General features: G+C 69.1%; 24 protein-coding genes. 19 read left to right on the forward strand and 5 right to left on the reverse strand.

Annotated elements, in window-relative coordinates; all coding sequences use genetic code 11:
- Positions 1–61 precede the first annotated feature (61 nt).
- From ACZ7SW_RS41130 to ACZ7SW_RS41140, 3 genes are all read right to left on the reverse strand, one after another.
- Positions 62–355: a hypothetical protein gene (locus ACZ7SW_RS41130; protein ID WP_470235779.1), complete on the reverse strand. Its 294-nt coding sequence runs from the start codon at positions 353–355 to the stop codon at positions 62–64.
- Between the two features lie 161 nt (positions 356–516).
- A complete protein-coding gene (locus tag ACZ7SW_RS41135) occupies positions 517–948 on the reverse strand; it encodes a hypothetical protein (protein ID WP_470235780.1) in 432 nt (143 codons plus the stop codon).
- 76 nt (positions 949–1,024) lie between these two features.
- Complete coding sequence (locus tag ACZ7SW_RS41140; protein WP_470235781.1) at positions 1,025–1,528, reverse strand: hypothetical protein; 504 nt, start codon at positions 1,526–1,528, stop codon at positions 1,025–1,027.
- A 155-nt stretch (positions 1,529–1,683) separates the two neighbouring features.
- On the opposite strand from ACZ7SW_RS41140, the gene ACZ7SW_RS41145 reads away from it, so the two are divergent.
- From ACZ7SW_RS41145 to ACZ7SW_RS41165, 5 genes are read left to right on the forward strand one after another with little or no spacing between them, the layout of a single operon-like run.
- The gene (locus tag ACZ7SW_RS41145; RefSeq protein ID WP_470235782.1) at positions 1,684–2,514 is read left to right on the forward strand and encodes a ParB N-terminal domain-containing protein; all 831 of its coding nucleotides are present in this window, start codon (positions 1,684–1,686) and stop codon (positions 2,512–2,514) included.
- Positions 2,511–2,777, forward strand: coding sequence for a DUF7352 domain-containing protein (locus tag ACZ7SW_RS41150; protein ID WP_470235783.1), 267 nt, complete (start codon positions 2,511–2,513; stop codon positions 2,775–2,777). The genes ACZ7SW_RS41145 and ACZ7SW_RS41150 overlap by 4 nt, the downstream gene beginning before the upstream one ends.
- Positions 2,774–3,682, forward strand: a complete 909-nt coding sequence (locus tag ACZ7SW_RS41155; protein ID WP_470235784.1) for a hypothetical protein — start codon at positions 2,774–2,776, stop codon at positions 3,680–3,682. Before ACZ7SW_RS41150 ends, ACZ7SW_RS41155 begins: the two co-directional genes overlap by 4 nt.
- Positions 3,679–4,020 carry a hypothetical protein gene (locus ACZ7SW_RS41160; protein ID WP_470235785.1) on the forward strand — a complete coding sequence of 114 codons (342 nt, stop codon included), beginning with the start codon at positions 3,679–3,681 and terminating at the stop codon, positions 4,018–4,020. The genes ACZ7SW_RS41155 and ACZ7SW_RS41160 overlap by 4 nt, the downstream gene beginning before the upstream one ends.
- A complete protein-coding gene (locus tag ACZ7SW_RS41165; RefSeq protein WP_470235786.1) occupies positions 4,021–4,449 on the forward strand; it encodes a 6-pyruvoyl trahydropterin synthase family protein in 429 nt (142 codons plus the stop codon). It abuts the gene before it with no gap.
- A 32-nt stretch (positions 4,450–4,481) separates the two neighbouring features.
- Here the strand turns inward: ACZ7SW_RS41165 and ACZ7SW_RS41170 are convergent, their stop codons facing one another.
- Positions 4,482–5,219 carry a hypothetical protein gene (locus ACZ7SW_RS41170; RefSeq protein WP_470235787.1) on the reverse strand — a complete coding sequence of 246 codons (738 nt, stop codon included), beginning with the start codon at positions 5,217–5,219 and terminating at the stop codon, positions 4,482–4,484.
- 94 nt (positions 5,220–5,313) lie between these two features.
- Between ACZ7SW_RS41170 and ACZ7SW_RS41175 the strand changes: the two genes are divergently transcribed.
- The 9 genes from ACZ7SW_RS41175 to ACZ7SW_RS41215 all read left to right on the forward strand — a co-directional run bounded on the left by ACZ7SW_RS41175 (position 5,314) and on the right by ACZ7SW_RS41215 (position 12,950).
- The gene (locus ACZ7SW_RS41175) at positions 5,314–6,030 is read left to right on the forward strand and encodes a 7-carboxy-7-deazaguanine synthase QueE (protein ID WP_470235788.1); all 717 of its coding nucleotides are present in this window, start codon (positions 5,314–5,316) and stop codon (positions 6,028–6,030) included.
- Positions 6,027–6,602: a GTP cyclohydrolase I gene (gene folE / locus ACZ7SW_RS41180; RefSeq protein WP_470235789.1), complete on the forward strand. Its 576-nt coding sequence runs from the start codon at positions 6,027–6,029 to the stop codon at positions 6,600–6,602. Before ACZ7SW_RS41175 ends, folE begins: the two co-directional genes overlap by 4 nt.
- Before the next feature lies 1 nt (position 6,603).
- Positions 6,604–7,074 carry a phage terminase small subunit P27 family gene (locus tag ACZ7SW_RS41185; RefSeq protein WP_470235790.1) on the forward strand — a complete coding sequence of 157 codons (471 nt, stop codon included), beginning with the start codon at positions 6,604–6,606 and terminating at the stop codon, positions 7,072–7,074.
- Positions 7,034–8,779: a terminase large subunit gene (locus ACZ7SW_RS41190; protein WP_470235791.1), complete on the forward strand. Its 1,746-nt coding sequence runs from the start codon at positions 7,034–7,036 to the stop codon at positions 8,777–8,779. The genes ACZ7SW_RS41185 and ACZ7SW_RS41190 overlap by 41 nt, the downstream gene beginning before the upstream one ends.
- Before the next feature lie 14 nt (positions 8,780–8,793).
- Positions 8,794–9,081: a hypothetical protein gene (locus tag ACZ7SW_RS41195; RefSeq protein WP_470235792.1), complete on the forward strand. Its 288-nt coding sequence runs from the start codon at positions 8,794–8,796 to the stop codon at positions 9,079–9,081.
- The gene (locus ACZ7SW_RS41200) at positions 9,081–10,352 is read left to right on the forward strand and encodes a phage portal protein (protein WP_470235793.1); all 1,272 of its coding nucleotides are present in this window, start codon (positions 9,081–9,083) and stop codon (positions 10,350–10,352) included. The genes ACZ7SW_RS41195 and ACZ7SW_RS41200 overlap by 1 nt, the downstream gene beginning before the upstream one ends.
- Positions 10,349–11,182 carry an HK97 family phage prohead protease gene (locus ACZ7SW_RS41205; protein WP_470235794.1) on the forward strand — a complete coding sequence of 278 codons (834 nt, stop codon included), beginning with the start codon at positions 10,349–10,351 and terminating at the stop codon, positions 11,180–11,182. Before ACZ7SW_RS41200 ends, ACZ7SW_RS41205 begins: the two co-directional genes overlap by 4 nt.
- A 141-nt stretch (positions 11,183–11,323) precedes the next feature.
- Positions 11,324–12,679 carry a phage major capsid protein gene (locus ACZ7SW_RS41210; RefSeq protein ID WP_470235795.1) on the forward strand — a complete coding sequence of 452 codons (1,356 nt, stop codon included), beginning with the start codon at positions 11,324–11,326 and terminating at the stop codon, positions 12,677–12,679.
- On the forward strand, positions 12,672–12,950 hold the full coding sequence (locus ACZ7SW_RS41215) for a hypothetical protein (RefSeq protein WP_470235796.1): 279 nt from the start codon (positions 12,672–12,674) through the stop codon (positions 12,948–12,950). Before ACZ7SW_RS41210 ends, ACZ7SW_RS41215 begins: the two co-directional genes overlap by 8 nt.
- Before the next feature lie 4 nt (positions 12,951–12,954).
- On the opposite strand, the gene ACZ7SW_RS41220 is transcribed toward ACZ7SW_RS41215, so the two are convergent.
- Positions 12,955–13,530, reverse strand: a complete 576-nt coding sequence (locus tag ACZ7SW_RS41220; protein ID WP_470235797.1) for a hypothetical protein — start codon at positions 13,528–13,530, stop codon at positions 12,955–12,957.
- Positions 13,531–13,561: 31 nt separating this feature from the next.
- Here ACZ7SW_RS41220 and ACZ7SW_RS41225 point away from each other — a divergent pair, with 31 nt between their 5' ends.
- The 5 genes from ACZ7SW_RS41225 to ACZ7SW_RS41245 are packed head-to-tail and all read left to right on the forward strand — an operon-like array spanning position 13,562 to position 15,303.
- Positions 13,562–14,095 (forward strand): hypothetical protein, encoded by a 534-nt coding sequence (locus tag ACZ7SW_RS41225; protein WP_470235798.1) that lies wholly within the window; start codon positions 13,562–13,564, stop codon positions 14,093–14,095.
- The gene (locus ACZ7SW_RS41230; RefSeq protein WP_470235799.1) at positions 14,092–14,436 is read left to right on the forward strand and encodes a hypothetical protein; all 345 of its coding nucleotides are present in this window, start codon (positions 14,092–14,094) and stop codon (positions 14,434–14,436) included. The genes ACZ7SW_RS41225 and ACZ7SW_RS41230 overlap by 4 nt, the downstream gene beginning before the upstream one ends.
- Positions 14,433–14,714 carry a hypothetical protein gene (locus tag ACZ7SW_RS41235; protein ID WP_470235800.1) on the forward strand — a complete coding sequence of 94 codons (282 nt, stop codon included), beginning with the start codon at positions 14,433–14,435 and terminating at the stop codon, positions 14,712–14,714. The genes ACZ7SW_RS41230 and ACZ7SW_RS41235 overlap by 4 nt, the downstream gene beginning before the upstream one ends.
- Positions 14,715–14,725: 11 nt before the next feature.
- Positions 14,726–14,911, forward strand: a complete 186-nt coding sequence (locus ACZ7SW_RS41240) for a hypothetical protein (RefSeq protein WP_470235801.1) — start codon at positions 14,726–14,728, stop codon at positions 14,909–14,911.
- Positions 14,908–15,303, forward strand: coding sequence for a phage tail termination protein (locus ACZ7SW_RS41245; protein WP_470235802.1), 396 nt, complete (start codon positions 14,908–14,910; stop codon positions 15,301–15,303). The genes ACZ7SW_RS41240 and ACZ7SW_RS41245 overlap by 4 nt, the downstream gene beginning before the upstream one ends.
- Positions 15,304–15,342 lie beyond the last annotated feature (39 nt).

Below are 15,342 nucleotides of genomic sequence, written 5' to 3' on the forward strand. Positions count from 1 at the left end.
GCTACGAACGCAAACCCAGCCACTACCTCGCCTTCCTCGCCCTCGGCGCCGCCATCACCTGCTACAAGAAACTCACCAAATGAGACATGCTCTTAACCGCCTGCGCGAACGCCTGTTCTGCTTGCTGCTGTGCGGTTTCGAGGTCGTCGGCTTCGCCGTCCGCGACGATCCGGCCCGACTCGGGGTATTCGCCGACCTTCCACGTGAACGGGCCTGCGCCGGTTACTTCGGCCCAGTAGTTCTCGGCGGTGCCGTCGTAGTCGGTCGAGTACATCCACACGATGCGGCCGTCGTTGTCGGGGACGTCCTCGATCCACTCGCCGGTCTGGATCTTGTTGCGGGTTTCGTTGTCCATGGTGTCGGTCTCCTGTGTCCGGGCCCTTTTCCTTGTGCCCCTTAAGGATCAGCTCCGAGACGCGATCAGGACCAGCGATCTTCGGTTCCAGTCTTGTTCCGTAGGCCACTGGGGACGCGGCTGCGGACCCCGCCGCGAATCTGCGGGGGCCGCCTGGGGCGCTACCGGCGGCGGCGCGGGATGTACAGCGCCGCTTTGATGGCCCTGTCGCGCGCCTGCTCGGCGGTCGGTGCATCGCCCTGCGCGACGGCTGGGCCGCCTTCCTTTGCGTAGCCGACGCGCCAGAAGAATGGGCCGTGCGCCGCGATCTCGATGTAGAGCTTCTGGAACTGGCCGGGGTCGTTCGTCCAGAACCGCCACACAACGGTGCCGTCAGCTTCCAGTTCGTGCCCTTGGCGCCATCCGCTCGACGGCAGGGGGTCTGGGATCATGGACACGAGCGCGGCGACGTTGTCCGCGAGGCTCTTGCCCTCGTCGACGTCGATCTCGCACAGGACGTTGCCCTCGTGCGAGCTGAGAAGCAGCTTGCCGTCGCCGTCCGTCTCGACGGCGAACATCATGAAGCCGTTGTCGTGGGGATGGTAGAAGTACATGCCTGTCCGGGCCTTTCAGTGTCGGGGGTCCAACGGGGGGCCGGGGGCGCGGTCGTAACCGCGCCCCCGGGTTACATCAGCGGGCGTCCTTTTCCTTGCCCTTGAAGGTGATGACGACCTCGCCCTTGATGACATTGCCCTCGTCGTCCTTGGCCGGTTCGGTCACGACGTTGACACCGAGCGCGTTCTTCGCGGCACCCCGGCGGATGGCCGCGACCACGGTCTCCTTGTCGTCTTCGGTCACCGGGCCGACCTCGCGCGGGCTGCCGTCGATGTAGCTTTCCTTGACCAGTTCGGCGAACGGGTTGACGCGCGAGCTGCCGTTGCGGGTTTGGGTGGGCATCTCGTCCACGGTCTTGGCACCACCGACCAGGGAGCTGAACAGACCGCTCTTCGCGCCGTTCGGCTTGCCGCCCTTCGCGTCGGCCGGAACTTCGGTGGCCTGCGGGGTCGCGACGGGCTTCGCGGCCGGGGCGGTGGTCTTGGCGGCCGGGGCGGTCGCCTTCGCCGCAGGGGCGGCGGGCTTGGGGGCGGCCTTGGCAGTGGTGGCGGTCTTGTTGGTGTTGGGCGTGGCGGCCATGGTGGAGGCCCTTTCTGTGTGGGTGGCGGGGCCGGTGCCCTGCCTGACACCAATAACTTTCGACCGAAAATCGCCCCAGGAGATCGAGCCATTCGGGTGGTCACGCCTCGGGCCGGATCGAGCACTGACCACGACGAAGAAAGAGAGAACCGCGGATGGCGAACCGGTACGTCGAGTACGTGCCTGTCGAGGACGTCGAGGCGGCGCCCCGCAACCCGAAGGAGCACGACACCGCCGGCATCGGCCGGTCGATCGGCCACTTTGGACTCGCGGAGCTGCCGTTGATCGACGAGCGGACCGGCCGCCTGGTGGCCGGGCACGGCCGCTACCACCAGCTGCGCGAGTGGGCTGCCGAAGGCCGAGCTGCGCCGGACGGCGTGGAAGTGGACGACGACGGCCGCTGGTTGATGCCGGTGATCCGCGGTTGGTCGTCGCGTTCGGACGACGACGCCGAGGCGTACCTGATCGCGTCGAACCAGCTCACCGTCAAAGGCGGCTGGGACGACCGCATGTTGGCCGAAGTCCTGCACGACCTCGGCGAAGCGCAAATGCTGGACCTGACCGGCTACGAAGCCGACGACCTCGCCGCCCTGGAAGACGCTCTGTCCACTGTGGACGACGAGGGCGAGGGCGGCGAGGGCGACCCGCCGGACAAGGGCGAGGCGTTGCGGCTGGCCGGGGTGACCGTCGGCGAACCGGACTTCGAGACGGCCACGGGACAGGTGTGGGCGCTGGGCCGCCACCGCCTGGTGGTGGCCGATGTCCACACGGGCTGGCCATTGTGGACTCCGCTGCTCGCGGAAGGCGCGCTGTTCTGGCCGTATCCGACGATGCTCGCGCCGTTCGCGCAGAAAGCCGAGGAACACCCGATCGTGATGGTCCAACCGCACCCGTACCTCGCCGGGTGGCTGCTGACCAAGTGGAAGCGGATCACCGGCGACGACCCGGTTCTGTCCACTTCGGACACTGCGGGGAGGGCCGCGTGAGCACGATCTGGAAGTACCCGCTGGAGGTCACCGACCGCCAGACTCTCACCATGCCCGCAGGCGCGCGGCTGCTGACCGTCCAGCACCAGCACGGACACCTGACCCTGTGGGCCGAGGTCGACCCGTCCGCCGACCCGGAGGACCGGACGATCGCGATCGTCGGCACCGGCAACCCGATGCCCTCCGGGACGACGGACTACCTCGGTACGGCGCAGGCGTGGGTGGGGCACCTGGTGTGGCACGTGTTCGAGGTCCGGCCGTGACCGCGGAGAGGATCGTCGCCACCGGCGGCGGCATGTTCGACCGCGCCGACACCCCGATCTACTTCGCGGCCGGGGAATCCTCGGCCTACCCGCGCCACCTGCTGCTCGCGGTGAACGACCTGTACCACCGCAGCCAGGAAAAGCGGATGGTCCGGCTGATGGACGAGGGCCACGTGATCCTGCTCGATTCCGGGATCTTCAACCTCACCAACGAGCACAAGCGCAACGTCGGCTGCTCGATGGACGAGGCCCTGTCGCTGCCCCCGGACGAGATCCAGGGGTTCGACCGGCTCTTCGACCGGTACGTGGAGCTGGCCACACGCTACGAAGACCGGCTCTGGGGCTACATCGAGCTGGACCAGGGCGGGCGGGAGAACAAGATCCGCACCCGGGCGCGGCTGTACGACCTCGGGCTCAACCCGATCCCGGTCTACCACCCGTTCAACGACGGCTGGGACTACTTCGACCAGCTCGCCGCCGGATACGACCGGCTCTGCTTCGGCAACGTCGTGCAGGCCAACCACCCCACGCGGGTCCGGCTGCTGCACACGATGTGGGAACGCCGCCGGCAGTACCCGCACCTGTGGGTCCACGTGCTCGGCCTGTCCGCCTGCGAATGGTGCCTGCCCTGTCCGCCGGACTCGTGCGACTCGTCGTCCTGGCTCAACAGCCTCCGCTACCCGGCCGTCCGGACCGAATCCGCGGCGCTGCGGCGCCTCGGCGAGCTGGGGCACCGCTTCCTCTACAGCGAGACCGCGAACCGCGACGTCGCCTGTCAGATGCACGCCGACGCCATGACCAGCACCCTCGCGAACTGGCGAGCGCTGCAAGACCGCTACGCCGAGTTCGGCGAGGTCCCGCACCCGGCCCGCGACGACCGAGAAGGCGAGCTGATGCCACCGTGACCGCGACCGTGTGGACCACCGTCTCGGCACCGGGTTTCCACCGGTGGCCCGACGCTTCCGGGCGACGGGCCTACCTGGCCGACCGCCACCGGCACCTGTTCCGCATCACCGCACACGTCGCCGTCGCCCACGACGACCGCGACATCGAGTTCCACGACCTGCAAGACCTAATCCGCGCGTGGTGGGGACCCGGCACCCGCGAATGCGACACGTCGAGCTGCGAAGACCTCGCACGGAAACTGTGGAACCACCTGCGCAAGTACCACATGCTCGACGTCGTCTCGGTCGAGGTGTCCGAGGACGGCGAATCCGGCGCGACCGTGACGGGGGTGTCCTGAATGGCCAGCACCGTCACCGTCTCCCACAACTTCGAGACCGCGCACCGCCTGCCGCACCTGCCCGGCAAATGCGTGTCCCTGCACGGGCATTCCTGGTGGGCCGAGGTCACCGTGACCGCCCCGGTCCCGGGCGCGGACGGCGTGGTCGTGGAATTCGGCCCGTTCAAGAAGGCCCTGCGCGTCTGGATCGACCAGCACCTCGACCACGGGGTGATGCTCGGTCCCGAGGACCCGCTGGTCCCGTTGCTGCGCGAACACGGCTGCAAGGTCCACGAGGTGCCAGGCTGGCCGACTGTGGAGAACGTCGCCGAATACCTCGCGGACATCGCCGCCGAACTGCTCGACGGCGTCGAGCGCGTCCCCGGCGCGAAGGTGACCGCGGTGAGCGTCCGCGAAACCCACGTCAACCGGGCCGGATGGTGTGCATGAGGACATCGGACTGAGACTCGGTGGGATTGGGGTCAACGCTTCGTTCTCGCCCACATGGCAGCCGCGACGGCGGCTATGACCCCAGCCGTCGCGGCCAACGATGCCCCGCGAGACCGCTGGCGGACCGGCATCGGCACGGTTACCCGCGAAGTTGGTGCGCTCTGCGCCGCCCGCGCCCGGGCCTGGCCGGTTCGTACCTCTTTGCGTGCGTCCACCAGCACTGGGATGAAACCGATGCTGACCGCAAACAGCGCCGGTACGGTGGCGGCACGTGCCAATGCTTTTGGATCGGGAATAGGGCACTCACCTGGAGTACACACGAATGTGGAGTCGGCCGCTCTCGCGAGGACCAGCCCCGCGATGACGATCAGCCAGTACGCGGAGAACTTCCACAGCGCTGATTGGACATTGGCCATCGTTGTGTCGTCGTTCAACCGGACCGCAAGAATGAAGGCTCTGACTAGCAACAGACCCAGCGACCCGGTGAACCCGAAATAGACTCCCAGTGTCACACCGAATGCCTGATCCGCGGAGCTCCAGATAACCCCGGTGAAAGACAGCCAGCCCAAGGCCACCAGGACAAATGCGGTGCCAGCGAGAAACAGGGCAACGAGAGTGATGCCGTAAACCAATGCGTACGCGGCGCGGTCCGGGAGGCTCACCGCCTCGTGTTCGGCTTTGGACAAGTTCAACCGGCCTGCGGGTGTTCCGAAGAGAATCCGCTGGAGACGCGTTCGCGATTCTGTTCCCGTTAACTTCCGAATGTTCATAACGCGGAACGATGACACAGGAAGGGTCATGAACACTTCAGAACCGGCAGCAGTCGCACAGTCGGAGCAGCCTCGGCGCACACGATCGGGTGCCGTGGCGGGGACAGCGGACACCCTGGTCGCCAGCGAGGTCTTCGGCCCGACCGCCCAAGGCGAGGGGCCATCGGCCGGTCGCCGGGCGAGTTTCGTCCGGCTCGGCGGCTGCAATCTCTCCTGCTCGTGGTGCGACACGCCCTACACGTGGGACGGGAGCCGGTTCGACCTGCGGACCGAGCTGGAACGGCGACCAGTACGGGACATTGCAGACCGTGCGCTGACCGGGAATCCCGGCCTGGTCGTGATTTCCGGCGGGGAGCCGTTGCTGCACCAGCACCAGCCCGCGTGGACGGAGCTGCTGGGAGCGTTGCGCGCGGGCGGGGCGGATATCGAGATCGAGACCAACGGCACCGTCGCGCCGACGGCGGAGACGCTGGAACCGGCCCTGGGGGTGCGGTTCAACGTCTCGCCGAAGCTCGCGCACTCCGGCGACCCCGCCGAGCGGCGCATCCGCCCGGAGGTGCTGGCCGCGTTCACTGCGAGCGGGCGCGCGGTGTTCAAGTTCGTGTGCGCGACCGTGTCCGATGTGGACGAAACCGCCGAGCTGGTCGCCCGGCACCGCCTGGACGCGCCGGTGTGGATTTCCCCGGAGGGAACCACGGTCGAGGCCGTCCTGACCCGTACGCAGCTCATCGCCGACCGCGTGATCGAGCACGGTTTCAACCTGGGCACCCGGCTGCACGTGCTGGCCTGGGGAGACGAGAGAGGCCGATGACCACCCACCCGACCACCGCCCTCGCCACCGGCATCCGCGCGTGGCTCGCCGACCGCGGCCTCGACCCGGACGAACCGAACCTCGCCGACACCCCCGCGCGAGTCGCGCGCGCCTGGGCCGAACTGACCGCAGGCTACGACCAGGACCCGGAAACCGTGCTGGAACGCACGTTCCCGGTCGACCGGTCCGACGGCATGATCGCCGTGACCGGCATCCCGTTCACCTCGATGTGCGCGCATCACCTGATGCCTTTCACCGGCACCGCGACCATCGCCTACCTGCCCGTCGCCGGAGCCCCCGTCGTCGGCCTGTCCAAGCTGCCGCGCCTGCTCGACGTCTACGCCCACCGGCTCCAGGCGCAGGAGCAGCTGACCCACCAGGTCACCGAAGCCCTCGACACCTGCCTGAAAACCGAAGGCTCCGCGTGCATCGTGCGCGCCGAACACGGGTGCATGACCCAGCGCGGCATCCGCAAGCCCGGCGCGTCCATGGTCACCACCGCCGTGACCGGCCGGTTCGCCGCAGACCCGGAGCTTCGGGCGCAACTGTGGGACCTGCACCGAGGAGGCTGACATGGGGCGACGCGGTGTCCCGCCGAAGCCGACCGCGCTGCGGATCATCGAAGGCGACCGGCACACCGAGCGCTACAACCACCACGAGCCGATCCCGCGCGGCGGCCGTCCGGAGTGTCCGGACGACGTGGCCGACGCGGTCCGCGAGATCTGGGATTACACCGTCTGCGAACTCGACGCGATGGGCATCGCGCACGCCTGCGACCGAGACACCCTGCTCTGCTACTGCGAAGCAGTCGTCGCGCATCGCCGCGCCTCGGCCGTCGTCGCGAAAACCGGCGTGATCCAGAAGGGCCTGCACGGCGGGTACGTGCGGAACCCGGCGCTGGTGATCCAGCGCGACTCCGCGCACGTGATCCGCGCGTTCGCGCAGGAATTCGGCCTGACCCCGTCCGCGCGCACGCGGATCGAGCAGAAGGACGGGGCGGGTCGTGGCGGCGACGAAGCCAACCCGTTCGCGGGCACCGGCTAAACGTCCCCCTTCTCGCGCAACTCTCGCCCGGCTGCGGATCTCGCCCGAGGTCGGCTGGTATCTGCACTCGCGGGGCATCCCGCTTCCGTCCTGCCCGCCCGCGATCAAAACCCCCGAGGGCGGGTCGCGGCGCGGGGCACGGTTCGACCCGGCCCGTGTGGACCGGGTGCTCGACGTGTTCTCCCGGCTGCGCCACACACAGGGCAAGTGGGCCGGGAAGCCGTTGCGGCCGGACCCGTGGCAGATCGCCTACATCATCGCGCCGGTCATCGGGTGGGTGTACCGCAACGAAGACGGCGACTGGGTCCGCGTCACCCGCCGCGTCTACGTCGACGTCCCGCGCAAGAACGGGAAGACGACGCTCGCGGGCGGGTTCGCCACCTACCTCACCTGTGCCGACAACGAGGCGGGCGCGCAGGTGTACGCGGTCGCATCCGGTCGGGACCAGGCGCGGTACTGTTTCGACCCGGTCCGCCAGCTCGCGCAGAAGTCCCCGGCGCTCGCGCCGTATGTGAAGGCGCTGGCGCACCGGATCATCCACCAGCCCAGCGGTTCCTATTTCGCGGTCGTGTCCAAGCTGGCCGACGTCCTGCACGGCGCGAACGTCGCGGGCGCGATCATCGACGAACTGCACGTCCACAAGACCCCGGACCTGGTCGAGGCCGTCGAAACCGGCACCGGCAGCCGGACGCAGCCGCTGGTGTTCACCATCACCACCGCCGACGACGGGCGCGCGGAGACGATCTACGCACGCCGCCGGCACTACGTCGAGCAGATCGCCCGGGGCGCGCTCCGGGACAGCTCGATGTACGGGGTCGTCTGGGCGGCCGACCGCGAAGACGACCCGTTCGCCGAATCCACGTGGAAGAAAGCGAACCCGGGCTACGGGGTCTCGCCGTCGAAGGCGTACCTGGAAACCGCCGCGCGCGAAGCACGGAACTCGCCCGCCGACCTGGCCAAGTTCCTGCGCCTGCACCTCGGGATCCGCACCCGGCAGCAGACCCGCTACCTGGACCTGGAGGTCTGGGACCGCAACGCGTCCCTCGTGGACGAAGCCCGGCTCGCAGGGCGCCCCGCCTACGGCGGGCTCGACCTCGCGTCCACGTCGGACTTGTGCGCGCTGGCGTGGTGCTTCCCCGACGGCGACGGCGGACACGACCTGCTCTGGCGGCTGTGGTGCCCGGAGGCCGCGCTGGACGCCATCGACAGGCGCACCGCCGGGCAGGCGAGGGTGTGGGTCGACCGCGGACTGCTGGTCGCCACCCCCGGCGACGTCGCCGACTACGACTACATCCGCACGCAAATCAACCTCGACCGGGAGAAGTTCGCGGTCCGGGAGATCGCCTACGACCCCTGGAACGCCAGCCAGCTCGTGTCCGACCTGCTCGGCGACGGCGCACCGCTGGCGAAGATGCGCCAGGGGTTCGCGTCGATGTCCGCGCCCACCAAGGAATTCCAGCGGCTCGCGCTGGAAGGCACGGCCGAGACGCCCCGGCTGCGCCACGGCGGGAATCCCGCTATCCGCTGGCAGGTCGACAATCTCGCCGTCGAGATGGACGCCGCCGGGAACGTCAAACCGTCCAAGCGCAACAGCGGCGACAAGATCGACGGCGTCGTGGCGCTCATCATGGCGCTCGACCGGGCCGTGCACCACACCCCTCCTCGCCGTTCCGCCTACGACGACGGCGACCTCGAAATCGTGTGAGGGGGCCGGATCCGGTGGAGCTTGCCGTCATCACCGCTGCGCTGGTGCTGCTCGTCGCGTCCGTGGCCTGGCACACCGCCGAGGAGTACCGGGGCCGCAGGATCGCCGCGCGCCGCCGGGTCGTGGTGGCGCTGGTGGACGACCAGGCCATGACCGGGATTCTGTGGCGCCGTCACCGCCGTCTCGTCGTGCTGCGCTCGGCCGAGCTGGTCGCGCCGGGCCGGGAGCCGGTGCGGATGGACGGCGACGTCGTGATCGAACGCGACCGCATCAACTGGGTGCAGATCACGGGGGCGGACTGATGCCTTTCGTTGTGTCCCAAGGCGTTCTCGCGTTGGTCCACCAGTACCAGAACGCCACGATCCCGGTCGGCGGGTCGGTCATGCTCGCCGACGGCCTGGCGCAGGACTACGCCGCGATCTGGCGGACCCAGCCGCAGGTCCGCACGGTGGTGTCGTTCCTGGCGCGCAACATCGCGCAGCTGGGCATCCACGTGTACCAGCGGCTGTCCGATGTGGACCGCGTCCGGCTCTCCGACCATCCGGTCGGGCAGCTGATCGCGAAACCGAACCCGTTCACCACCCGCTACCGGCTGATCGAAGCGCTGGTGTCGGACCTGGCGATCTACGACAACGCGGTCCTGGCGAAGATCAGCGGCCCGGACCCGGCGCTGGTGCGGCTCGACCCCCGCTACGTCACCCCGTTCTCGGCGAACCAGTTCGCGGTGGAGACCTACCGGTACCGGGGAACCACCGGCTACCGCGACCTCCCCGCCTCGCAGGTGATCCATTTCCGCGGATACAACCCGGAAGACGGACGCTGGGGCTGCTCGCCGATGGAGACCCTGCGGCGCACCCTGTCTGAGGAGTACCAGGCCGGGCAGTACCGCGAACAGCTGTGGCGCAACGGCGCCCGGCTCGCGGGCTACCTCAAACGGCCGCTGGACGCGCCGGACTGGGGCGACACGGCCCGCGACCGGTTCCGCCGTTCCTGGCAGGCCCAGTACACCGGCACCGGCGGACGGGCCGGCGGGACGCCGATCCTCGAAGACGGCATGGACTTCGTGCCCGCGTCGGTGACGCCGGAAGCCGCGCAGTACATCGAATCCCGCAAGCTCACCCGCGAAGAAGTGGCCTCCGCGTACCACATTCCGCTGCCCATGGTCGGAATCCTCGACCACGCCACGTATTCCAACATCACCGAGCAGCACAAGAACCTCTACCAGGACACCCTCGGGCCGTGGCTGGCCATGATCACCGAGGAGCTGCATCTCCAGCTGCTGCCCGATTTCCCTGACGCGGCAGACGTGTACCTGGAGTTCAACCTCGCGGAGAAGATGCGCGGCTCGTTCGAGGAACAGGCCGCCCAGCTCCAGACCGCGACCGGGGCGCCGTGGATGACCCGCAACGAGGCCCGCGCCCGGGTGAACCTGCCGCAGATCGACGGCGGGGACGAGCTGGTCACCCCGCTCAACGTGCTCACCGGCGGCCAGGCGTCGCCGACCGACAGCGCCCCCGAACCCAAAACCGTGCTCGCCACCGCCACGCGACTCCTGGAGGGCATCGCAGCATGAGGAAGAAGACGTGCCCGGTCCGGATCAAAGCCGCCGGGGCACAGGACGGCACCGAAGACGGCGTGTTCGAAGCCATCGTCGCCGCGTACAACGTGGACAGCGTCGGGGACAAGATCGTGCCTGGAGCGTTCGCCGACACCCTCGCCGAGTGGAAGGCGTCCGGCGACCCGATTCCCGTGCTGTGGTCGCACATGTCGCACGACCCCGACTACCACATCGGCTACGTGGAAGACGCCGAGGAACGCGACGAGGGCCTGTGGGTCCGAGCCCGCCTCGACCTGGACGAGCCGAAAGCGGGCAAGATCTACCGCCTGCTCAAAGGCCGCCGCGTCCGGCAGTTCAGTTTCGCCTACGACATCGCCGAAGGCGGCTGGATCGACAAGGCCGACGACCCCGACGCCGAAGACGACGGCGCCGCGGAGGGCTATTACGAGCTGCGCAAGCTCAAGCTGTTCGAGGTCGGGCCGACGCTGATCGGCGCGAACCAGGAAACCGACCTGCTGACCGTCAAAACCCCGCCTCCCGCACCCCGGCCGCCTGAACCGGCTGCCCGGCCGGAGCCCGCCGCACCGCCCGCCAAGGCGGGACGGGCGCTCTCGTCCAAGAACGAAACCACGTTGCGCGACGCCCTCGCGAAAATCGCCGAGGGCGCCGACGCCATCGAGACCGTGCTGTCCGCTCTGGACAGCGGCGACGAGGACAAGTCCGCCGGCCCCGCGAGCACCGAGCCCGCCCCGCCGGAACCGGCACCGTCGAAGGCCGCGACCTCCGCCCTGCTGCGGGCGACGCTGGCCCTGCTCGACGCCGAGTCGCAACCGCTCACCGCCTGACCACCGTCCGAACCAGCCTGACGTTTTCACAGGCCACGCCCAGCCCCGCCCGCGCGCCCGTCCTCCCGGACGCGGCTGCGCCCGCCCGGCACGGGAACCGCCTCGCTTCGTCTGCGCTCCGCGCACGAACTGAGGAATCCCTTGAGCACCACCATCGCCCAGCTCGCCGACGAGCTGAAGAAGCACCTGAACGACGCGAAGTCCATCGCGGCCACGGCCGACGACGAAGACCGCGATTTCACCGACGACGAACGCGCCGCCGTCACCGCGGCCATGGGCAAGGCCCAGGACGCGAAGAAGGCGCTCGACGCGGCCAAGGCCGACAGCGCCGTCCGCGACGCGATCAAGGATCTCGGCGACGCCGTCGGCCTGGCCGACGCCCAGGCCGAGGCCAAGAGCCGCCGCGAGCAGGCCGACCGCGACGGCTACCAGGACCGCCCGCGCACCAGCATCGGCGAAACCTTCATCACCTCCGAGCAGTACCAAGACCTGCTCAAGACCGCCCCGAACGGGCAGTTCGCCAAGGACATGCGGGTCCAGTCCCGCCCGCTCGGATACAAGGACCTGGTCACCGCCGTCTCGCCGACCTCCGGCGGTGCGTTCCGCACGCAGGACTACCGGGGACTGCTGGTCGGGCCGGAACAGTTCTTCCGCCCGCTCACGCTGCGCCAGCTCGTCACCGGCGGCACCACCACGAACGACCAGATCGAATACGCCCGCATCACCGGCTGGCACAACGCCGCCGCTCCGGTCCCGGAAGCCACCACGGCCGCCCCTGTCGGGTCGGGCAGCCCGGCCGTGACCCCAGCCCAGGCCGGGGTCAAGCCCGAGTCCGGGTTCTCCACGGTCCGCGTCACCACGCCGGTGCGCACGATCGCGCACTGGATGCCGGTCACCAAGCGGGCATTGTCGGACGCCGCGCAGGTCCGCACCCTCATCGACAATTTCCTCGAGGTCGGCCTTGAGGAAGAGCTGGAAGACCAGATGATCGCCGGTGACGGCACCGGCGAGAACTTCGAGGGCCTCGCCAACGTGTCCGGCACGCAGACGCAAGGTGCCGTCCCGGACCCGGCCGGGAAGCCCGAAGGGTTCGGGAAGCTGCTGGCCGTGCGCCGGGCGAAGACCCGGGTCCGCACCGTCGGCCGCTCCACCGCCAACGGGGTCGTGATCCACCCGAACGACCTGGAAGCCATGGACGAGATCAGCGACATGCAGGGCCGTTTCTACTTCGGCGGCCCTGCAGGAGCGAACGGCACCTCGCCGCTGTGGGGCCTGCCGGTCATCGAGTCCGAAGCGGCCACGCCCGGCACCGCGTGGGTCGGCGACTTCCGCAAGGCGATCCTGTGGGACCGCCAGCAGGCAAGCCTGACCGTCACCGATTCGCACGCCGATTTCTTCGTCCGGAACCTCGTCGCCATCCTGGCCGAGATGCGCGCCGCGTTCGGCATCATCCAGCCCTCGGCGTTCTGCAAGGTCACCCTCGTTCCGAATGCGTGACGACGTCGGCTGTCCCGTCTGCGGAAGCCTCGACTTCTCCTGCGGGACGGCCACGTCCACCACCGGCGTCGACGAGCGAACCGAGGAGGCACCCGCCATGGCGGAGCTGCGCGAATACCGCGTGACCGTGAACGGCCACGACACCATCATGAACCTGACCGAAGCCGACGCCGCCCGACTCGGCGGAACCCCGGCCGAAGACCCGCCCGAGCAGAAGCGGGCCGAAGCGCACACCAAGGCGCGCACGGCCCGCAACAAGTCCGACACGTAACTTGTCAGTGCCGCCACGGTCGGACATTGCCCGACCCATATATCTCTTCGTACGGGTGTTCCTCCATGGCCGTGCGTGAGGCAGCACCGACTTCGATACGTATGTCCCGGATCAAATTGTTTGCCAGGAGAGCGAGTTCGTGGAACGAAAACCTGTTCCCGGACAGAAGCTTGCGATACTCCCAGACGAATTCGTCAAGCGTTCCGCGCACCGAAATGCCGCTGATTATTTGTACTTTGATCAGCAACTGGTGGACTTCGTCGAAAAGCGGTTCGAGCCGGGCGTACTCATCTTCTGCGATGAGCCTTGCTCGGGGCTCGGGCTTGTCTTCGCCGTCTGGCTCCAGGCGGAGCTGTCCTGACGCGGTTCTCATGATCTTGTCGATGACAGGAGTGAGTTCGACGTAGAGGTCGGCCCGGCGGTTGTACAGTTCTTTTTCCCGCTCCAGGCCGGAAGAGTGCTTCTGGTCTTCGCGTCGCCCTTGCAGGTTAAACCTCGCAGCTAGCCACACGCCCGACAGCGTGATGATGCCGGTGATCGGCACGGTTACGAGCACAAGCCACCAGGGCGCGGACGTCATGGGCTCACCGTAGCGAGGCGAGGGGAGCGTCATGCCCCTCCCGCCGCTGGCCGATCCTGCCGTCCTCGCCCGCCGGACCGGCCGAGATGCCGACGATCCGGCCGTGGCGGACGCGGTGGGTTCGGCGTCGGCACGGTTCCGAGGCGAGGTGCGCTGTCCGGTGTCGCGGGTGGACGGCGAGGAGATCCGGCTCGACGGGCACGGCGGGTCGGTGCTGACGTTGCCGGCGGCTCCCGTGGTCGCGGTGGCCTCGGTCGAGGTGCGCGGCCAGGCGGTCACGGATTTCACGTGGTCGCGGCTGGGACAGTTGCGGCGTATCGGGTGCTGGCCGGACGAGCCCGGCGCGGTGCGGGTGGTGTACAGCCATGGATACGACCCGGTGCCCGATGACGTCGCGGACGCGGTGCTGGCCGAAGCGCAGTACTTGTTGACCGTGCAGCCGGGGGTGGCGGCGATGACGGTGGGCGGCGAGTCGGTGTCCTTTCAGGCCCCGGCCGTCGGGATGCCGTTGTCGTGGATGCGGGCGGTGGAGCGGTACCGGATCAACCGCGGAGACGAGCCGTGATTTTCGGCGACACGGTCACAGTCGTCCGGCCTGTCGTCACCCAAGACCGGTATGGGTCGGACGTGCTGGACTACGCCGCCGGAACCCGCACGACCGTGGCCGGGGTGTGCGTCCAGCCGCGTTCGTCCACGGAGGCCACCGGCGACGCGCGGGACATGGTGACGACCGGGTGGCGGATCTACACCCCGGCAGGCAGAGACCTCGACGTCGAGCCCACCGACCGCGTCGAGTGGGCGGGCCGCACCTGCGAAGTCGTCGGCGAGATCGCCCGCTGGCCGCATCCGATCCGCCCGCGCGAGGTCCACCACTGCGAGGTCGACGTCCAGAAAGTGAGCGGATGATGCCCGGCTACCGGCTGTCGGACCGGCAATGGAAGCAGATCGTGCAGGCCCCGTCGGTCCGCAAACGTCTGAGGCTCGTCGCCGGGCAGATCGCCGCGCGCACCCGCGCGAACCTCGCCTCGGCCGGGTCGGAGGCGACCGTCACCGTCGAGGAAGGCACTCGGCCGAAGGGCCGCGCCTACGCCCGGGTCGCGCACGACGACCCGTTCGGCGAGTACGGGACCGAACACGTTCCCCGTCACCGTGCGCTCGGGCGCGCGGTCGGCGGCAAGCAGTAGAAGGAGAACGCATGGCCAAGGTGATCGTCGCGTTCCACCGCGACCACACGCAGGTCGGCAAGACCATCGACGTCAGGGACGACGAGGCGGCCGTCATGGTCAACGAAGGCCGCGCCCGCTACGCCGCCGACCAGTCGGGCGACGAGCCCGCCAAGACCTCGTCCCGCAAGAGCACTGCCAAGACCGCCGAGCGGTGATCGACGCCGAGGCGCTGGTCGTGTCCTGGCTGGCCGGGCGTCTCGGCGGAATCCGCGTGGTGGCCGAGCTGCCCGCGCGCTTCGAGCAGTCGCTCCCGGTCGTGCAGGTCGCCGTCCTGCCGGGGCCGAAGACCGACCGGCCGTGGAACTCCCGCCGGCCTTTGCTGTGGCGTCCGCGCGTGGACGTCGACGCCTACGCCGCCACCCGGCCCGCCGCGACCGATCTCGCGTCCGCGGTGTCGGGCCATCTGCACGACCTGATCGGGCACGCCACCGAGTGGGGCGCGGTCGCCGACGTCGGCGAGCCGTCCGGACCCGCGTGGCGCCCGGATTACAACCCGTCGGTCCGCCGCTGCGGGCTGACCGTCGAACTCGTTCTGCGGGCCGACTAGCCCGTCATCCGTCCGTACGTCCCGCTCGCTCACCCGGGG

Source organism: Amycolatopsis sp. NPDC114484 (assembly GCF_055633755.1).